This is a genomic window from Mycobacterium sp. (assembly GCF_044342925.1).
In the GTDB taxonomy this organism is placed as follows: domain Bacteria; phylum Actinomycetota; class Actinomycetes; order Mycobacteriales; family Mycobacteriaceae; genus Mycobacterium.
In genome coordinates, this window is record NZ_JBIIOV010000061.1 from 1 (window position 1) to 16,605 (window position 16,605).

The 16,605-nt window shown below is 68.0% G+C and carries 19 protein-coding genes and 1 pseudogene; 8 read left to right on the forward strand and 12 right to left on the reverse strand.

Annotated features, from left to right (window positions below; translation table 11 throughout):
• The 5 genes from ADBZ6I_RS08490 to ADBZ6I_RS08510 form a co-directional block, all read left to right on the forward strand.
• Positions 1–1,473: acyl-CoA carboxylase subunit beta (locus ADBZ6I_RS08490; RefSeq protein ID WP_526382785.1), on the forward strand; the 1,473-nt coding region annotated here is incomplete at its 5' end.
• Between the two features lie 14 nt (positions 1,474–1,487).
• On the forward strand, positions 1,488–1,763 hold the full coding sequence (locus tag ADBZ6I_RS08495) for an acyl-CoA carboxylase epsilon subunit (RefSeq protein ID WP_526382787.1): 276 nt from the start codon (positions 1,488–1,490) through the stop codon (positions 1,761–1,763).
• Positions 1,764–1,815: 52 nt separating this feature from the next.
• A complete protein-coding gene (locus ADBZ6I_RS08500) occupies positions 1,816–2,457 on the forward strand; it encodes a Maf family protein (RefSeq protein WP_526382789.1) in 642 nt (213 codons plus the stop codon).
• Positions 2,458–2,473: 16 nt separating this feature from the next.
• Positions 2,474–3,376 carry a sulfurtransferase gene (locus ADBZ6I_RS08505; protein WP_526382791.1) on the forward strand — a complete coding sequence of 301 codons (903 nt, stop codon included), beginning with the start codon at positions 2,474–2,476 and terminating at the stop codon, positions 3,374–3,376.
• Positions 3,373–3,798: a SufE family protein gene (locus ADBZ6I_RS08510; RefSeq protein ID WP_526382793.1), complete on the forward strand. Its 426-nt coding sequence runs from the start codon at positions 3,373–3,375 to the stop codon at positions 3,796–3,798. The genes ADBZ6I_RS08505 and ADBZ6I_RS08510 overlap by 4 nt, the downstream gene beginning before the upstream one ends.
• A 12-nt stretch (positions 3,799–3,810) precedes the next feature.
• Here ADBZ6I_RS08510 and ADBZ6I_RS08515 read toward each other — a convergent pair whose 3' ends face one another.
• From ADBZ6I_RS08515 to ADBZ6I_RS08525, 3 genes are all read right to left on the reverse strand, one after another.
• Complete coding sequence (locus tag ADBZ6I_RS08515; protein WP_526382795.1) at positions 3,811–4,470, reverse strand: anthranilate synthase component II; 660 nt, start codon at positions 4,468–4,470, stop codon at positions 3,811–3,813.
• Positions 4,463–5,890, reverse strand: a complete 1,428-nt coding sequence (locus ADBZ6I_RS08520; RefSeq protein ID WP_526382797.1) for an anthranilate synthase component I family protein — start codon at positions 5,888–5,890, stop codon at positions 4,463–4,465. Before ADBZ6I_RS08520 ends, ADBZ6I_RS08515 begins: the two co-directional genes overlap by 8 nt.
• A gap of 93 nt (positions 5,891–5,983) precedes the next feature.
• On the reverse strand, positions 5,984–6,781 hold the full coding sequence (locus tag ADBZ6I_RS08525) for a phosphatase PAP2 family protein (RefSeq protein WP_526382799.1): 798 nt from the start codon (positions 6,779–6,781) through the stop codon (positions 5,984–5,986).
• 203 nt (positions 6,782–6,984) lie between these two features.
• Here ADBZ6I_RS08525 and ADBZ6I_RS08530 point away from each other — a divergent pair, with 203 nt between their 5' ends.
• Both ADBZ6I_RS08530 and ADBZ6I_RS08535 read left to right on the forward strand, forming a co-directional pair.
• On the forward strand, positions 6,985–8,763 hold the full coding sequence (locus tag ADBZ6I_RS08530) for an acetyl/propionyl/methylcrotonyl-CoA carboxylase subunit alpha (RefSeq protein WP_526382801.1): 1,779 nt from the start codon (positions 6,985–6,987) through the stop codon (positions 8,761–8,763).
• Positions 8,763–9,002: a hypothetical protein gene (locus ADBZ6I_RS08535; protein ID WP_526382803.1), complete on the forward strand. Its 240-nt coding sequence runs from the start codon at positions 8,763–8,765 to the stop codon at positions 9,000–9,002. The genes ADBZ6I_RS08530 and ADBZ6I_RS08535 overlap by 1 nt, the downstream gene beginning before the upstream one ends.
• Here ADBZ6I_RS08535 and ADBZ6I_RS08540 read toward each other — a convergent pair.
• The 5 genes and pseudogenes from ADBZ6I_RS08540 to ADBZ6I_RS08560 all read right to left on the reverse strand — a co-directional run.
• Positions 8,958–9,680, reverse strand: coding sequence for an RNA polymerase sigma factor SigF (locus ADBZ6I_RS08540; protein WP_526382815.1), 723 nt, complete (start codon positions 9,678–9,680; stop codon positions 8,958–8,960). The two genes, ADBZ6I_RS08535 and ADBZ6I_RS08540, sit on opposite strands and share 45 nt — an antisense overlap.
• Positions 9,681–9,754: 74 nt before the next feature.
• Positions 9,755–10,192, reverse strand: a complete 438-nt coding sequence (locus tag ADBZ6I_RS08545) for an ATP-binding protein (protein WP_526382817.1) — start codon at positions 10,190–10,192, stop codon at positions 9,755–9,757.
• A gap of 190 nt (positions 10,193–10,382) precedes the next feature.
• Positions 10,383–11,612: a glycosyltransferase gene (locus ADBZ6I_RS08550; RefSeq protein WP_526382805.1), complete on the reverse strand. Its 1,230-nt coding sequence runs from the start codon at positions 11,610–11,612 to the stop codon at positions 10,383–10,385.
• Between the two features lie 176 nt (positions 11,613–11,788).
• Entirely contained in the window at positions 11,789–12,013 is a 225-nt protein-coding gene (locus tag ADBZ6I_RS08555; protein WP_526382819.1) for a Rieske 2Fe-2S domain-containing protein, read from the reverse strand.
• Between the two features lie 210 nt (positions 12,014–12,223).
• Positions 12,224–12,586, reverse strand: a pseudogene (locus tag ADBZ6I_RS08560) (FAD-dependent oxidoreductase); the annotation flags it as partial.
• Positions 12,587–12,666: 80 nt separating this feature from the next.
• Here ADBZ6I_RS08560 and ADBZ6I_RS08565 point away from each other — a divergent pair.
• Positions 12,667–12,843 carry a Rho termination factor N-terminal domain-containing protein gene (locus ADBZ6I_RS08565; protein ID WP_526382821.1) on the forward strand — a complete coding sequence of 59 codons (177 nt, stop codon included), beginning with the start codon at positions 12,667–12,669 and terminating at the stop codon, positions 12,841–12,843.
• Between the two features lie 26 nt (positions 12,844–12,869).
• On the opposite strand, the gene ADBZ6I_RS08570 is transcribed toward ADBZ6I_RS08565, so the two are convergent.
• The 4 genes from ADBZ6I_RS08570 to ADBZ6I_RS08585 form a co-directional block, all read right to left on the reverse strand.
• Positions 12,870–13,181: a hypothetical protein gene (locus ADBZ6I_RS08570; RefSeq protein WP_526382807.1), complete on the reverse strand. Its 312-nt coding sequence runs from the start codon at positions 13,179–13,181 to the stop codon at positions 12,870–12,872.
• Positions 13,182–13,190: 9 nt separating this feature from the next.
• Positions 13,191–15,317 carry a glucosylglycerate hydrolase family protein gene (locus tag ADBZ6I_RS08575; protein ID WP_526382809.1) on the reverse strand — a complete coding sequence of 709 codons (2,127 nt, stop codon included), beginning with the start codon at positions 15,315–15,317 and terminating at the stop codon, positions 13,191–13,193.
• Positions 15,314–16,318 (reverse strand): glycosyltransferase family 4 protein, encoded by a 1,005-nt coding sequence (locus ADBZ6I_RS08580; protein WP_526382811.1) that lies wholly within the window; start codon positions 16,316–16,318, stop codon positions 15,314–15,316. Before ADBZ6I_RS08580 ends, ADBZ6I_RS08575 begins: the two co-directional genes overlap by 4 nt.
• Before the next feature lie 60 nt (positions 16,319–16,378).
• Positions 16,379–16,605: alpha/beta fold hydrolase (locus ADBZ6I_RS08585; protein WP_526382813.1), on the reverse strand; the 227-nt coding region annotated here is incomplete at its 5' end.

Genomic DNA, 16,605 nt, shown 5'->3' on the forward strand with positions numbered 1-16,605 from the left:
CGCGAGCGCATCCTGGCGCTGCTCGACGACGATTCCTTCGTCGAACTCGACGCGCTGGCCCGGCACCGCTCCACCAACTTCAACCTGCAGCAGAACCGCCCGGTCGGCGACGGCGTGGTTACCGGCTACGGCACCATCGACGGCCGCGAAGTGTGCATCTTCAGCCAGGACGCCACGGTGTTCGGCGGCAGCCTCGGTGAGGTGTACGGCGAGAAGATCGTCAAGGTTCAGGAACTGGCCATCAAGACCGGCCGTCCGCTCATCGGCATCAACGACGGCGCTGGCGCCCGCATCCAGGAGGGTGTGGTCTCCCTCGGGCTCTACAGCAAGATCTTCCACAACAACATCAAGGCCTCCGGTGTGATCCCGCAGATCTCGCTGATCATGGGGGCGGCAGCCGGCGGTCACGTCTATTCCCCCGCGCTGACCGACTTCGTGATCATGGTCGACCAGACCAGCCAGATGTTCATCACCGGACCCGACGTGATCAAGACCGTCACCGGCGAGGACGTCACCATGGAGGAACTCGGCGGCGCGCACACCCACATGAGCAAGTCGGGCACCCTGCACTACGTGGCCTCCGGCGAGCAGGACGCCTTCGACTTCGTCCGCGATCTGCTCAGCTTCCTGCCGCCGAACAACTACGCCGAGCCGCCGCGCTACCCCGCGCCGCCGCACCCGGGCGCCATCGAGGACAACCTCACCGAAGAGGACCTCGAACTCGACACGTTGATCCCGGACTCGCCGAACCAGCCCTACGACATGCACGAGGTGATCACCCGGATCCTCGACGACGACGAGTTCCTGGAGATCCAGGCCGGCTATGCCGGAAACATCCTCGTCGGGTTCGGCCGCATCGACGGCCGCCCGGTCGGGATCGTGGCCAACCAGCCCACCCAGTTCGCCGGCTGCCTGGACATCAACGCCTCGGAGAAGGCCGCCCGGTTCATTCGGACCTGCGACTGCTTCAACATCCCGATCATCATGCTGGTCGACGTCCCGGGCTTCCTGCCGGGCACCGAGCAGGAGTACAACGGCATCATTCGCCGCGGCGCCAAGCTGCTCTACGCCTACGGCGAGGCCACCGTCGCCAAGATCACCGTCATCACCCGCAAGGCCTACGGCGGCGCCTACTGCGTGATGGGCTCCAAGGACATGGGCTGCGACGTCAACGTCGCCTGGCCCACCGCCCAGATCGCTGTCATGGGCGCCTCGGGGGCGGTCGGCTTCGTCTACCGCAAACAGCTCACCGAGGCCGCCAAGAACGGCGAGGACGTCGACGCGCTGCGGCTGGAGTTGCAGCGCGACTACGAGGACACCCTGGTCAACCCCTACATCGCCGCCGAGCGCGGCTACGTCGATGCCGTCATCCCGCCGTCACACACCCGCGGCTACATCGCCACCTCACTGCGGCTCTTGGAGCGCAAGATCGTGCAGAACCCGCCCAAGAAGCACGGGAACATCCCGCTCTAACTTCAGGAGAACCCGTGAGACACGAAGACATCACCGAAGTCAGCGACCCGCACCAGCTGACCATCGACGAACCCGAGCATGCCGCACCGGAGATCCGGGTGGTCAAGGGCCAGCCCACCGACGACGAGGTGGCCGCGTTGGTCACCGTGCTGGCCGGTCTGCGCGGCGCGCCCGTTCATCCCGGCGCACAGGAGCTCAACCTGTGGGGCCACCCCGTCGACAAGCTGCGTTACCCCTTCTGCAGCTTTCAGATCGTGTCACTGAAGGACCGCACGCATATGCGGCGCTGATGCGCCGCTCCTCCTCTCCCGGCTTCGCCGGGATCATCGTCGCCGGCGTGCGATGACCCGCGTGGTACTCGGCTCGGCCTCGGCCGGCCGGCTGCGCGTGCTGCGCAGCGCCGGGATCGACCCGCTCGTCATGGTCTCCGGTGTCGACGAGGACGCCGTCGTGACATCGCTTGAGGACAAAGCAGACCCGGCCGATGTGGTCAACGCCCTCGCCGAAGCCAAAGCCGACGCGGTGGGCCGCGAGTTGGATGCCGCGCTGAGCGAGGACAGCGTGGTGATCGGCTGTGATTCCATGCTGTTCCTCGGTGGGGAACTGTGCGGCAAGCCGGGTACCGCCGAGCAGGCGCGACGGCGATGGCAGGCCATGGCAGGCCGGGACGGCCGGCTGTTCACCGGACACTGTCTGCTGCGCCTGCGCGACGGCGACGTGGTGGCCCGGGCAACCGCAGCCGACGTCACCACGGTGCGCTTCGGGTTGCCGACGGATGCCGAACTGGAGGCATACATCGGCACCGGCGAGCCGCTGGGTGTGGCGGGCGCGTTCACCCTCGACGGGCTCGGCGGCTGGTTCGTCGACGGCATCGACGGCGACCCGTCCAACGTGGTGGGTCTTGGCCTGGCGGTCACCCGCCGGCTCTTCGAGACGGTGGGGCTGAGCATTGGTGAGCTGTGGCGAACCAATCCGGTGCCGTAGTCGGTAGGCTTTCGACGTGCCGTTACCACCCGATTCCAGTCCCACGCTCCGGAACTACGCCCACCCGGAACGGCTGGTCACCGGCGACTGGCTGTCCGAACATCTCGGCATGCCCGGCCTGGTGGTCGTCGAGTCGGACGAGGACGTGCTGCTCTACGACGTCGGCCACATCCCCACCGCCGTCAAGATCGACTGGCACACCGACCTCAACGACCCGCTGGTGCGCGACTACATCAACGGCGAGCAGTTCGCCGAGCTGATGAACCGCAAGGGCATTTCCCGCGACGACACCGTGGTTATCTACGGCGACAAGAGCAACTGGTGGGCGGCCTACGCACTGTGGGTGTTCACCCTCTTCGGCCATCCCGATGTGCGACTGCTCAACGGCGGGCGCGACCTGTGGCTGGCCGAAGGCCGCGACACCACGCTGGAGGTGCCGGCACGCACGACAACCGGCTACCCGGTGGTGCAGCGCGACGACCGGCCCATCCGCGCCTACCGCGACGACGTGCTGGCCACACTCGGGAAGAGCACGTTGATCGACGTCCGCTCACCCCAGGAGTACACCGGGGAGCGCACCCACATGCCGGACTACCCCGAGGAGGGGGCGCTGCGCGGCGGCCACATCCCCACCGCGGTGTCGGTGCCGTGGGCCAAGGCCGCCGACGAGCAGGGCCGGTTCCGCAGCCGGGACCAACTCGACGAGATCTACGCTTTCGTGAAATCGGGCGTCGATGCCGGCCGGGACACCATCGCCTACTGCCGTATCGGGGAGCGGTCCAGCCACACCTGGTTCGTCCTGACCTATCTGCTGGGCATCCCCGGCGTCCGCAACTACGACGGATCCTGGACTGAGTGGGGCAACACCGTGCGGGTGCCCATCGCCGAAGGCGACGAGCCGGGGACCCTGCCGGCATGACCGCGACCGGCCGCATGCCGGCGCCACTGGCCGAGGTGGTCGCGGAGTTCGCCGAGGTCACCGGCCAGGACAAACTCAAGTTGTTGCTCGAATTCGCCGACGAATTGCCTTTGCTGCCAAGCGATCTCGAAGAGGCTGCGATGGAGCCGGTGCCCGAGTGCCAGTCACCGCTGTTCCTGCACGTGGACGCGGGCGACCGCGAGAATGTGCGGCTGTACTTCAGCGCCCCGCCGGAGGCCCCCACCACCCGCGGATTCGCCTCGATCCTGGCGACCGGACTGGACGGGCAGCCCGCCGACGCGATCCTGGGGGTGCCCGACGACTTCTACGCCGAATTGGGGCTGGCGAAACTGATAAGTCCGCTGCGGCTGCGCGGCATGTCGGCGATGCTGACCCGGATCAAGCGGCGGCTGCGCGCCTGACGAGAAGCGCTGTCACGGAACGGTATTGGAATCGGTCCGGCCGCCCAGGGGCAGTCCCACACCGTCGAAGAAATTGTTGATCATCGTCATGCCGGAGTCGGTGCAGACGCTTTCGGGATGGAATTGCACCGATTCGATCGGCAGTTCGCGGTGCCGAAGGCCCATGATGTAGCCGTCGTCGTCGCTGGTGGACGTCACCTCCAGGCAGGAAGGCGTGCTCTGCGCGTCGACCACCAGCGAGTGGTAGCGCGTCACCGAGACCGGCGCCGGAATCCCCTTGTACATCCCCAGCGAATCGTGGAAAACATCGCTGCGCTTGCCATGCATGATGTGCTCGGCCCGCACCACTGTCCCGCCGAACGCCACCGCGATGGCCTGGTGGCCGAGGCAGACGCCCAGGATCGGGATCTCGGACCCGAACGCCTCGACGAGTTCGACGTGCCCGGAGTTCTCCGGGGTGCCCGGCCCGGGGCCCAGCACCAAGGCGTCGGGCTTGATCTGGCGCAGGGTGTCGGCGGTACGCGCGCCGGAGCGGATCACCATGGTGTCCGCGCCCAACTCCCCCAGGTACTGCTCGATGACGTAGACGAAGCTGTCGAAGGCGTCGATGAGGCACACAACGGGCCGTGAGCGGTCCTTGCCGAACTGGCTGATGTCGCCGGCATTACGCATAGTCGAGAAGTTCCTCACCCGTGATGGCCCAGAAGGTGGCGCTCATCTTCGTCATCGTCTCGCGCCACTCGTTGGCCGGATCCGAGTCGGCCACAATGCCCGCTGAGGCGCGGATCGTGTAGGTGCCCGCCCGGAACTGGGTCATGCGGATGGACAGGCCCAGCACGCAGTCGCCGGAGAACGGCACCAGACCGAAGGCGCCGGCGTAGTACTCCCGGCGGCTCAGTTCCAGTTCCTCGATGATCTCCATCGCGCGCACCTTGGGCGCCCCGGTGACGGTGCCCGCCGGGAAGGTCGCCTCGATGGTGTCGTACACGTCGAACGGCGGCCGCACGGCCACCTGGACTTCCGAAACCATGTGATAGAGGTGCGAATACTCCTCGATGATCATCAGTTCCGGGACGTCGAGTGATCCGTACTCGGCCACCCGGCCGAGGTCGTTGCGGCACAGGTCGACGAGCATGATGTGCTCGGCGCACTCCTTCTCGTCGGAGAGCAGCATCGCCTGGGCGGATTCGAGGGTGGCCCCGTCGGTTTTGCGCGCGGTCCCGGCGATGGGCCGCATGGCCGCTCGCGCACCTTCCTTGCGCACGAACAGCTCCGGGCTGGCGACGACCATCACACCACCGGAGATCGGCGCGATAGCCATGTAGGGCGACGGGTTTCTTTCCCGCAGACGCCGGTAGACCTCGACCGGGCTCACCGCCGACTGGATCTCGATCCGGTGGCCGAGCTGGACCTGGTAGATGTCGCCGGCCCGGATGTAGTCCTTGCAGGTTTCGACCTTCGAGACGAATTCACTCTTGGTCATCTCGTCGCTGAAGGTGAACGGCGGCAACGCTTCCCGGTCACGATCAGCGCCCGCCGCGGCGTACGCCGGAATCACCGGCTGGTACTGCCAGTGCGGGCCCGAGATGGACGACACCGTCATGGCGTGCCCGTTGGCCGGCACCCGCATGGTGGAGATGACCAGGCGGTACTCGATGTCGTAACCGGTGTCCGGGTCGGCGGGGATCAGCCGTTGCATCTCCTCGGCGTAGAAGACGCCGTCGTAACCGATGTTGACGAAGAAGCCGTTGAAACCCTCCGGGCTGGCGTCGAACCCGAGATCGTCGAAGATCAGCGCCGGGATGCGCCACACGCTGTCCCGGTTGCGCACCGCGCCGTCGCCGTCCATGACCTCACAGCGCCGCAGGGTCTGCTCGATCGCGGTGCGCAGCGCGTCCGGCGCATCGACGGTCACCAGGCCGTCGCGGATACCGATGAACAGCGGCCCCAGGATTCCGATGACGGTCTCGCGACTGTCCGCTGCCGGACCGCCCTTGGATTCGAGCAGGAAGACGTTGTGCGAGCCGTACTCCTCGACGTTGCGAAGGTAGGTCAGCAGCGGATCGAATTCGTGACCTTCAGGAGAGGTCACGACGCTGGACCTTCGAATTCAGCACGGGGAAATACTAGCAACGCGCGTCGCACACCCACGCAGTCGCAGGTGGGCGGAAGGGCCCCGGCAGCATCATCCGACCGGGATGCGTCCACTCTCATCCGGCAGCGGCACCGGGTCCGACGGCCGTGCCGGCCGCACCGTTGCCGGCCGCGGCACCGGGTCCGCCGGCAACATCCTGCCGAGTACGGCCGCGCCCAGGGCGACGACCGCGCCACCGAGGAGCAACCCCCCGATGACGTCGGTGAGGGTGTGGGCGCGCACGTAGACGGCCATGAAACCCACCCAACCGACGGCAGCCGCTGCCACGGCCGAGACCTGGATTCTCACGGCAAGACTGCGGCCCGCGACAAGACCGACAGCGACAAGACCGAGCAGAACGGCGAAGGCAGTGACGTGCCCGGAGGGAAACGAGTGCAGGAACATGAGCTTCGCCCCGGGCGACAGTTGTTTCGACGGGTCCTGAAAACCCGCGACGGCCTCAGCGGAGCGCCCGACGGTCATCTTCAGCGCCTCTTCCACCACGACACCAACGCCGACTGCACCGACCAGGACCGCGGCGGGGATCACCGACCGCGCCCGCCGCGCGAGGATGACCGCGCACCCGAGGACCGCCGCGGCGAAGTAGACCGGCTGCCCGATGAAGCGATACACCGTCGACAGCTCGATCAGTACAGATCGCGATCGATGGGCGGAGAGCCAGAGTTCGACCGACGTATCCAGCGCGGTCAACCAGGCGCTGCTGACGAACAGCGCCAGCGCCGCCAGCAGTATCGACAGACCCGCCGACAGCATGGCCGAGCCGACGCGCGCCCAGAACAGCAAAGCGGCCCCGGTGAGAACCGTGGCCACGATCCGCAGGGCGGTCACTACGATGTCGATGTCTATGCCGGTGATGATTCACGCCTCATGTCACATGGTCGGATACGGAACGCAGCGATCGCGTTGCGGTTCAACAAAAGATGTCCACCGATTTATAAGCGGTCTGAACGAACCGCTGCTGTGGTGACGCTTTAGACTTCCTGAGACTTCACGTTCTTAAACCGATTCTTAGAGTCACAGCAGGAGGCGCAGTGCCCACCATCGCCAAGGTCCTCGTCGCCAACCGCGGTGAAATCGCGGTCAGGGTGATCCGGGCGGCCAAGGACGCCGGTCTGGCCAGCGTCGCCGTGTATGCCGAGCCGGATGCCGACGCACCGCACGTCCGGCTCGCCGACGAGGCCTTCGCCCTCGGCGGGCAGACCTCGGCGGAGTCCTATCTGGACTTCGGCAAGATCCTCGACGCCGCTGCCAAGTCCGGCGCCAATGCCATCCACCCCGGCTATGGGTTCCTCAGCGAGAACGCCGACTTCGCCCAGGCTGTCATCGACGCCGGGCTGATCTGGATCGGCCCGAGCCCGCAGGCCATCCGCGACCTCGGTGACAAGGTCACCGCCCGGCACATCGCCGCCCGTGCGAAGGCCCCGCTGGTGCCCGGCACCCCCGATCCGGTCAAGCACGCCGACGAGGTGGTCGCCTTCGCCAAGGAATACGGCGTACCGGTGGCCATCAAGGCGGCCTTCGGCGGTGGCGGCCGCGGCATGAAGGTCGCCCGCACCATCGAGGAGATCCCCGAGCTGTTCGACTCGGCCACCCGCGAGGCTATCGCCGCCTTCGGCCGGGGCGAGTGCTTCGTCGAGCGCTACCTGGACAAGCCGCGTCACGTGGAGGCCCAGGTGATCGCCGACCAGCACGGCAACGTCGTCGTCGCCGGCACCCGGGACTGCTCGCTGCAGCGGCGGTTCCAGAAGCTGGTCGAGGAGGCGCCGGCGCCGTTCCTCACCGACGCCCAGCGCAGCGAGATCCACGAGTCGGCCAAGCGGATCTGCAAGGAGGCCGGTTACTACGGCGCCGGCACGGTCGAATACCTGGTCGGCCAGGACGGCCTGATCTCGTTCCTGGAAGTCAATACCCGGCTGCAGGTGGAACACCCGGTCACCGAGGAGACCTCCGGCCTGGACCTGGTGCGCGAGCAGTTCCGCATCGCCAACGGCGAGAAGCTCGACATCGCGTCCGATCCCGCGCCGCGCGGGCACTCCATCGAGTTCCGGATCAACGGCGAAGACGCCGGCCGCGGATTCCTGCCGGCGCCCGGACCGGTCAACCGCTTCGATCCCCCGACCGGCCCCGGCGTGCGGCTGGACTCCGGCGTGCAGAGCGGTTCGGTGATCGGCGGGCAGTTCGACTCCATGCTGGCCAAACTCATCGTCACCGGCGCTGATCGGACCCAGGCGATCGAGCGCGCCCGCCGCGCCCTCGACGAGTTCCACATCGAAGGCCTGGCCACCGTGGTCCCGTTCCACCGGGCGATCGTCCGCGACCCGGCGTTCGTCGGTGACGAGAACGGGTTCACCGTGCACACCCGCTGGATCGAGACCGAGTGGGACAACACCGTCGAGCCGTTCACCGGCGGCGGAGCCGTCGATGAGGAGGAGGCGCAGCCGCGTCAGACCGTCGTCGTCGAGGTCGGCGGCCGTCGTCTGGAAGTGTCGCTGCCCGGCGACCTGGCGCTGGCCAACGGCGCCGGCGCCGAGCCCGGAGTGATCCGCAAGAAGCCCAAGCCGCGTAATCGGGGCGCCCAGACCGGTACCGCCGCCTCCGGTGACGCCGTCACCGCCCCCATGCAGGGCACCGTGGTGAAGGTGGCCGTCGAAGAGGGCCAGACCGTCGCCGTCGGCGAGCTGGTGGTGGTTCTGGAAGCCATGAAGATGGAGAACCCGGTGACCGCACACAAGGACGGCATCATCACCGGTCTGGCCGTCGTAGCCGGTGCCGCGATCACCCAGGGAACGGTGCTCGCCGAGATCAAGTGATGCCCGACTGCTGCCCCGACATCAACGCGGGCGCGTGGTACCTGAGGGGCCGCCACGACCTCGCGTGGGATGTGTGCGAGCCGATCACCGGCGAGGTCGTCGCGGAGGTGGCGGTGGACCCGGAAACACATGAACTTGCGGCCCGCGGTGACGCGGCGGCGATCGAGGCGGGTACGGCCGCGGTGCGGCGGTTCCTACTGCAGCTGGTCGCGCAGCCGGGCCAGGGACTTGGCCAGTAACCGGGACACGTGCATCTGGGAGATCCCGACCCGCTCGGCGATCTGGGTCTGGGTCAGCGACTCGAAGAAGCGCAACAGCAGCACCGTGCGTTCCCGCTCCGCCAGGGCGGCCAGCAGTGGTCGCAGTGCCTCCCGGTTCTCGATCTGATCCAGACTGAGATCGAGATCGCCCAGGGTGTCGACGATCGCCGGGGCGTCCTCGTCGCCCCCGCCACCGCTGTCGATCGACAGCGTGTTGTAGGAGCTGCCGGCAATCAGGCCTTCGACCACCTCTTGCCGGTCCATCTCCAGTTCGGCGGCCAGTTCCGACGCGGTCGGCGCACGGCCGAGTTTCTGGGACAGCTCGGAGGTGGCCGCACCGAGGCGCAGGTGTAGTTCCTTGAGCCGCCGGGGCACCTTCACCGACCAGCTGTTATCCCGGAAGTGCCGGCGGACCTCGCCCATGATGGTCGGCACCGCGAAGGAGACGAAGTCCGAACCGGTGTCGACGTCGTAGCGAATCACCGCGTTGACCAGACCGACTCGAGCGACCTGGACGAGATCGTCGCGGGCCTCGCCGCGGCCGTCGAACCGGCGGGCGATGTGATCGGCCAGCGGCAGGCAGCGCTCGACGATCCGGTCCCGGTGACGCCGGAACTCCGGCGAGTCCGGCTCCAGCTTCGCCAGTTCGCGGAACATGTCCGGAACGTCGGCGTACTCGGAGTTAGGCCGCGACGACTGCCCGCCGGAGTTGTCTTTGGCCGATCGGAAGGTCACCGCTCAGAGCCTGCCCGCCTCGTGGTGAGGGTGATCCCGAAGACGCGGCCGTCGGGACTGGCGTCATGACCGTTGTGGAAGGTCTGCAAATCGTCGGTCAGCGAACTGAGCACATGCCAGCTGAAGCTGCCCTCGGTCACCACGTCATAGGTGTCGCAGGTCGTCGACGCCTCCACGACTACCACGTCGTCGCTGGGATCGACGATCACCACCAGGGTGGCGTCCGGTGTGGCGGACCGGATCAATCGGGTGCACGCCTCATCGACCGCCAACCTCAGATCGGCCACGGCGTCGAAATCCAGATCGGAGAAGGTTCCGACGGCACCGACCACGGTGCGTAGTACCGCCAGATTCTCCAACTGGGCCGCGATCCTCAATTCGACAGCGGCGGAGCTTCGGCGCTCCCCGCTTCGGCGACCTTCGCCGTCTGTCATCTGGCCTCCCGCCTTGATCTCCCCGATCGACTCGGGGTCCGCATCCATGGTGTCGCAACCGCCTGTGTGGGTACATCATCACGGTGGAAGTGGCCAGGCACCGGTCATCGGGGTGAGGCATACCCATCGGTATGCCGGTTTTAAACATCGTCGCCGTCATTTCTCTTCGAGAGTTGCGCCGGCCCCCACTTCAGCCTGACTTCAGCCTGACTTTCAGTTCCTGCATCATCTCCGCCGGCGCACACACCAGCCGCTCGTAGATCCGCAGCGTGTCCGCGGCGATGCGGTCCCAGGAGTAGCGGGCGCAGGCGCGGTCCCGGCCGGCCAGCCCGAGGCTGCGACGCAGGAACGAGTCCCGCAGGATCGATGTCACCGCTTCGGCGCACTCTCGGGGCCGTTGCGGTGTCACCAACCGCCCGGTCACCTCGTGTACGACGGTGTCGAGCATCCCACCGACCGCCGAGGCGACCACCGGTACACCGCAGGCCATTGCCTCCAGCGGCACGATCCCGAACGGTTCGTACCACGGCGTGCAGGCCACCACGTCCGCCGAACGCAACAGTGCGGGCATGTCGTCGCGAGCCACCGCACCGGTGAACCACACCCGGTTGTCGACGCCCAGTTCCGCGGCCAGCGCGCGCAACCGGGTGACCTCGGGATCGCCGTCGAGCTGATCGACGGGCGGGCCGCCGACGATCACCAACTCGGCGTCGGCGACGGCCGGCATCGCTTCGATCATCGTGTCGAATCCCTTGCGCGGCACCATCCGTCCGACCGAGACGATGCGATGCAGTTCGGTGCGATCGGCAACCGGCCCCTCGGTGCTGAACCGGTCCAGGTCGACGCCGCAGGGCACCACCGAGATACGGGTACGTAAGCGCCCCATCCGGGTCAGTTCGAAGACCTCGTCGGTGCAGGTCGCGGCGACCCACGAGGCGTTGCGCGCCAATAGCCGCTCCAGCTTGAGCCGCTCGGGCGGGCTAGTGTCCTGCCGGCCCTGGAAACGGCGCTTCACCACACCGAGGGCGTGGAAGGTCTGCACGGTCGGGACACCGCACGTGCGTGCGGCGAGTTGGGTGGCGATACCGGACATCCAGAAGTGCGCGTGGACGATGTCGGGGCGGTCGACACTCCAGTGCTGGGCGAGGCAACTCACGAAAGCGCCCATGTGGATCAGCAATTCGTCCTTGGGAAGCACCGTGGGCGGACCGGCCGGGACGTGCACCACGGTGTAGCCCTGCGGTGTGTGCACCCGCTCGGGCAGGGCCGGGTCATCGCGTCTGGTGTACACCGTGACCTCGTGGCCCTGGCGGACCATCGCCGCGGAGAGTTCAGCGACGTGGACGTTCTGACCGCCCGCATCAACCCCGCCGAGGGCGGCCAGCGGACTGGCGTGCTCGGACACCATCGCGATCTTCATTTCATCTCCTCCCCCGTGCCGCTGTATCAGCGACTCGTCGCAGCCATGACGTCGTCCCAGTCGCGACGGCATAGCGCCCCGCCGGTCACCGGAAACAGGTAGCGGTGCCGTGCCCATGCCCAGCCAGAACCGACCGCTCGGCTGATCCGCGGCCGGTTATTGACATGGGCGTTGACTTACCCGGAGCGGCGCCGGCTAAACACTTCGCTGGCAGGGGCGCTGGTGGAGAGGTTTCTGGTGGCGGGTCCCTCGAGCACGGTGCCGTCCGGGGCGAACCGGGAGCCGTGCAGCGGGCAGTCCCAAGATTTCTCGGCGTCGTTCCAGTTCAGCACCCCGCCAAGGTGGGTGCAGACCGGCGAGACGCAGCGCTGCACACCGTCGACGGTGCTGCACGCCGACATGTGCCACGGCGGGCCGTGGACTTTGCCGGTGCCCTCCGCCGGCTCACCGTCGCGGTGCAGGGCCGGGGTGACCCAGCCGGACGCCAGGTACCAGCCGACCTCGAGATTGAGTTTCACGGCGGTGCTCAGACCGCTGAGTTCGTGCGGGCTCCAGCTGCTGAAGGCGCGGGCCCACTCGCCGGGCTCGCCGCCGAGGATTCGCTTGGCGAGCAACAGGGCCGCGGCCACACCATTGGTCATCCCCCACTTGGCGAAGCCGGTGGCGACGAAGAGGCGGTCGCCGCCGGGAATCAGCGGGCCGACGTAGGGCAGGCCGTCGACGGGAATGTAGTCCTGGGCCGACCACCGGTGGATGGGCTCGGCGCCGGGGAAATGCCTTGCGGTCCAATCGATGATCTCCGCGTAGGACTGCCGCGGGCTGACCTTACGGCCGACGATGTGACCGCCGCCGCCGACGATCAACTGCTCGCCGCCGCGGGTCACCGCATAGCGCAGGGAGCGGGTCGGGGAATCCGCGGAGATCATCATCGGCCGGGGCGGTGCGGTGCGCAGAGTGAACGACACGCACGGTCGTCGAGGACTTCGGCGAGGACGACTTCCGGTAGTTCCAGCGAAGGTTTGGCCGCACCCGCGCTCCGGGTACCCAGACCGGTATGCAGCACACGACGCGAGCCCGCCACGAAGACGCCCGTTCCTTCCGGCCGACCCGGTCCTGTGCCTACGAGGGGTGGACGGTCGCGGAGTTGAAGAAGCGAGCACGCCAACTCGGCATCTCCGGCTATTCGGGCCTCAACAAGGAGAAGCTGATCTCGCTGATCCGCGACTACTGAACGCTTCAGCAACCGGGAAGCGACCGTCAGCCGGTGGGCGGCTCGGGCGGAACCTGCGGATGGGCGGCCAGCCATCGCGCTTCGTGGCGAACCACCCGGTGGTGTTCGGCCAGTATCCACGCGGTGCCGGCGGTCCCCACCGCGACGGCGACCCCGGCGGACAGGGCGGCGTCGGCCAGATAACCCAGCGCCAGCAGGTTCAGCGCGCAGGCCAGTGCCGCCAGGGCGACAGCGGACAGCGCCAGACCGGGCGTGTTGCGAGTGTTCTTCATGGCCTCGCCGGTGAATCGCCGCGCCGTTCGGGCGTGGTCGACAGGGTCTTCGGGGGTGTCCGGCATGCCGGTCGCTTACCCGCCGGAGCCACGGACCAATCGCACGTCCTGCGGCAGCCCCGCCACCGAAAGCTCGCCGCCCGCATCGATCGAGATCGACAGCCGCGCGCCGGCCAGCGGGATGTTGTCGACGGTCAGCGGCAGGAAGCGCGCGGGCAGGTCAGGCTCGATGCGCAGGACACCCTGGGGCACATCGGGATACATCCGCAGCAGGCTGCGCAGGACCAGTCGGGACGCACCGGCCGCCCACGCCTGCGGTGAGCAGGACGTGGGATATGGGATTGGCGTTGGGAAGTCGGATCGGTCGAAACCACAGAACAATTCGGGCAGCCGGCCACCGAACAGCGCGGCGGCGTCAATCAGGTCTCCGGCGATCTGCTGCGCCTCACGGGTGAACCCGTAACGGCACAGGCCGGCTACCGCGATGGCGGTGTCGTGCGGCCAGACCGAGCCGTTGTGGTAGCTCATCGGGTTGTAGGCCGTCATCCCGCTGGACAGGGTGCGCACGCCGAAGCCGGTGCTGAAGGCCGGACCGGCGAGGTGCTCGGCCACCGCGGCAGCCTTGTCCGCGTCGGCGATCCCGGTCCACAGGCAGTGCCCCATGTTCGACGCCAGCGAGTCGACTTGGGTTTTGGCGCAATCCAGCGCCAGCGCGAAACCGCGTCGCTCGGGCATCCAGAATGCGGTGTTGAAGCGCTCCCGCAGCGCATCCGCCCTGGCGTTCCAGTGCGCGCAGTTAGCCTCCTCGCCATCGCCGCGCGCCAGCGCGGCGCGGGCCCGGAAGGCCGCATAGGTGTAGCCCTGGACCTCACACAGCGCGATCGGAGCGACAGCCAGGTGGCCGTCCGCGTGGGGGATGCCGTCGAAGGAGTCCTTCCAGCCCTGGTTGACCAGACCGCGGTCGGTGTGGCGGTGATATTCGACGAAGCCGTCACCGTCGGCGTCGCCGTAGGTATCGATCCAGCCCAGCGCCCGATCAGCGGCCGCGATGAGCGTTGGCCGGTGGGCTGCGGGCAGACCGCCCCAGCGGTCCAGCTCGCCGAGCAGCATGACAAACAACGGGGTCGCATCGGCGGTGCCGTAATACGCAGTGCCGCCGCCGAGCGCCAGCGCGGCCTCCCTCCCCAGCCGGACTTCATGAAGGATGCGGCCCGGTTCCTCCTCAGTGAGCGGGTCGGTCCTGGTGCCCTGCTGACGGGCCAGTGAGCGCAGCGTGCACAGCGCGAGGTTGGGATCCAGCGCGAGCGCCATCCACGCGGTCAGCAACGAGTCGCGGCCGAAGAGCGCCATGAACCACGGCGCCCCGGCCGCCACCACCGGGCAGCCCGGCTGGTTGGGGTCCTCGATCCGCAGCGCGCCGATGTCCCGGGCACCGGCCTGCAACGCTGCGGTCAAGCCCGGGTCGGGGCTGGAGATGCGGGGCGTTCCGGCCCGCCACGCCAGCAGCCGGCGGGCCGGCTCGCTGCGGGTGACATCGCGTATGCCAGGGCCGTCGGCGCCCTCGACGACGATCTGAACCGACCAGTCCGAGCGTCCCGGCACGATCGCCTCGAAGGTGAAGCCGCCGTAGTCGATCCGTGGGTTGCCGGTCGCAGTGATCCTGCTGACCTGGTTGCCGCCCGGCGGACCGAAGGTACTGAACACCAGTGAGTGGTCCACCACTTCGCGGCTGATGCCCACCGACGCCGACACCCGTTGCTCCTTGACGGCAAACAGATCGGCGAAGTCCACATCGGCCGTCACGGTGACGGTGATGCTGGCCGCCTCCGGACCGAGATTGCGCAGCACGACCTCCTCGCGCATGCCGTCGCCGACAGACCGCTTCCGCAGTAACAGCAAGGTGCTGTCGGCCAGCCGGGGCCGTGGCGGCACCCGGCCCACGAAGGTGGCGCGGCACGGTTCGGCGGCGTCCTCCAGAACCGAAAGGCCCTGTGCTGGTTTGCCGTCCACCGCCAGCTGCCAGCAGGACAGAATCCGGGTGTCGGCGACGAACAGACCGTGCGGCTTGTTGCGCCGGACGTCGCCGGTGTCGGCGGAGACACAGAACGTGGACCCTTCGACCAGGGTGACGGTCGCCGCTTCGGCGGTATGCGGCGGGGCGGCATCGGAGGCCCACCCACCGATCTCCGGTTGAGCGGTCATCCGGCCCGAGCCATGGTGTCGCGGTAGAGGTCGAGGTACTCGGCCACCATCCGGCGAGCGGAGAACTTGCCCTTGACCGCATCCCGGCAGGCCGTCCGGTCCAGGTCGGCCACCGCTCGCACGGCGGCCACCAGACCGTCATGCTCGGCGCTTAAGAACCCGGTGACGCCGTCCTCGACGATCTCCGGCGCGGCGCCGTGCGGGCAGGCGATCACCGGTGTGCCGCACGCCAGCGCCTCGATCATCACCAGGCCGAACGGCTCGGGCCACTGGATCGGGTTGAGCAGGGCCAGGGCCCCGCCCATCAGCCGGACCTTCTCATCGTGAGCCGATTCCCCGACGAAGACGACATCGTCGCCCAGCAGCGGCTCGATCTCGTCGGTGAAGTACGCCTGCTCGTCGGCCTCCCGCGTCTTGGCGGAGATGACAAGCCGGCGCCCCGCGGCACGCGCGACGGCGATGGCCTGCCCAATCCCCTTATCCGGAGTCATCCGTCCGAGGAAGAGCAGGTACCCGCCGTCCTCGCGGCCCACCGGGTAGTCGTCAGGCTCCACGCCGTGGTGAATCACCCGGTCCACCGCCACATCCGGAGCCCGGCCAGCCTGGTCGTGGGAGATCGCCACGACCGGAAGCTGTTTGGCGTAGCGCCGGTACACCGCGGCGAGCTCGCCGCGCAGCGGGCCGTGACAGGTCGTGACCACCCGGCCCAGCCCGCGGGCCAGCGCCCATGCCGGACCCAGCAGGGTGTGGTCGTGGATCACATCGCAGCCGGCCAGGTCGTCGTAGCCGTTCATGACATGGGCCAGTTCGACATCACCGTGTCCCACCGCGTCCCACCGTGCGGCGCTGTCGTCGGGCGCGACCACCACCGCGTCATGGCCTTCGGCACGTAGACCTCTGGCGAGTTCGTGGACCACAAGCTCGGTGCCGCCGTAGGAGCGCGGCGGTACCGTTGCCCAGGGCGGGGCGAGCAGCCCAATAGTCAAGCGTTGGCTCATCATTCACAGAGGGTGTTCCTCACCGGCGACCAGCCGAAACACCGCGCTTGCGGGCGGGGGGCGCTAGATCGCGAAGGACGAGAAGAACGCCCGCACGTCATGGACGAACAACTCCGGCTGCTCGAAGGCGGCGAAGTGTCCGCCGCGGGGCATGTCGGTCCAGTGGGTGACGTTGTAGCGGCCCTCGCACCAGTTCCGCGGAGGTTTCATGATCTCCTTCGGGAACGCCGCGACGCCGGTGGGAATTTCGACCTTGCCGGGGGTGAGCTTGCCGAAGCTCTCCCAGTACA

Coding starts and splice junctions, on each gene's coding strand:
- ADBZ6I_RS08500 (WP_526382789.1), top strand. CDS start 1,816: ATGACCCGCGTGGTACTCGGCTCGGCCTCGGCCGGCCGGCTGCGCGTG.
- ADBZ6I_RS08510 (WP_526382793.1), top strand. CDS start 3,373: ATGACCGCGACCGGCCGCATGCCGGCGCCACTGGCCGAGGTGGTCGCG.
- ADBZ6I_RS08515 (WP_526382795.1), bottom strand. CDS start 4,470: ATGCGTAATGCCGGCGACATCAGCCAGTTCGGCAAGGACCGCTCACGG.
- ADBZ6I_RS08535 (WP_526382803.1), top strand. CDS start 8,763: ATGCCCGACTGCTGCCCCGACATCAACGCGGGCGCGTGGTACCTGAGG.
- ADBZ6I_RS08540 (WP_526382815.1), bottom strand. CDS start 9,680: ATGTTCCGCGAACTGGCGAAGCTGGAGCCGGACTCGCCGGAGTTCCGG.
- ADBZ6I_RS08545 (WP_526382817.1), bottom strand. CDS start 10,192: ATGACAGACGGCGAAGGTCGCCGAAGCGGGGAGCGCCGAAGCTCCGCC.
- ADBZ6I_RS08550 (WP_526382805.1), bottom strand. CDS start 11,612: ATGAAGATCGCGATGGTGTCCGAGCACGCCAGTCCGCTGGCCGCCCTC.
- ADBZ6I_RS08555 (WP_526382819.1), bottom strand. CDS start 12,013: ATGTCGGCGTGCAGCACCGTCGACGGTGTGCAGCGCTGCGTCTCGCCG.
- ADBZ6I_RS08565 (WP_526382821.1), top strand. CDS start 12,667: ATGCAGCACACGACGCGAGCCCGCCACGAAGACGCCCGTTCCTTCCGG.
- ADBZ6I_RS08570 (WP_526382807.1), bottom strand. CDS start 13,181: ATGCCGGACACCCCCGAAGACCCTGTCGACCACGCCCGAACGGCGCGG.
- ADBZ6I_RS08575 (WP_526382809.1), bottom strand. CDS start 15,317: ATGACCGCTCAACCGGAGATCGGTGGGTGGGCCTCCGATGCCGCCCCG.
- ADBZ6I_RS08580 (WP_526382811.1), bottom strand. CDS start 16,318: ATGATGAGCCAACGCTTGACTATTGGGCTGCTCGCCCCGCCCTGGGCA.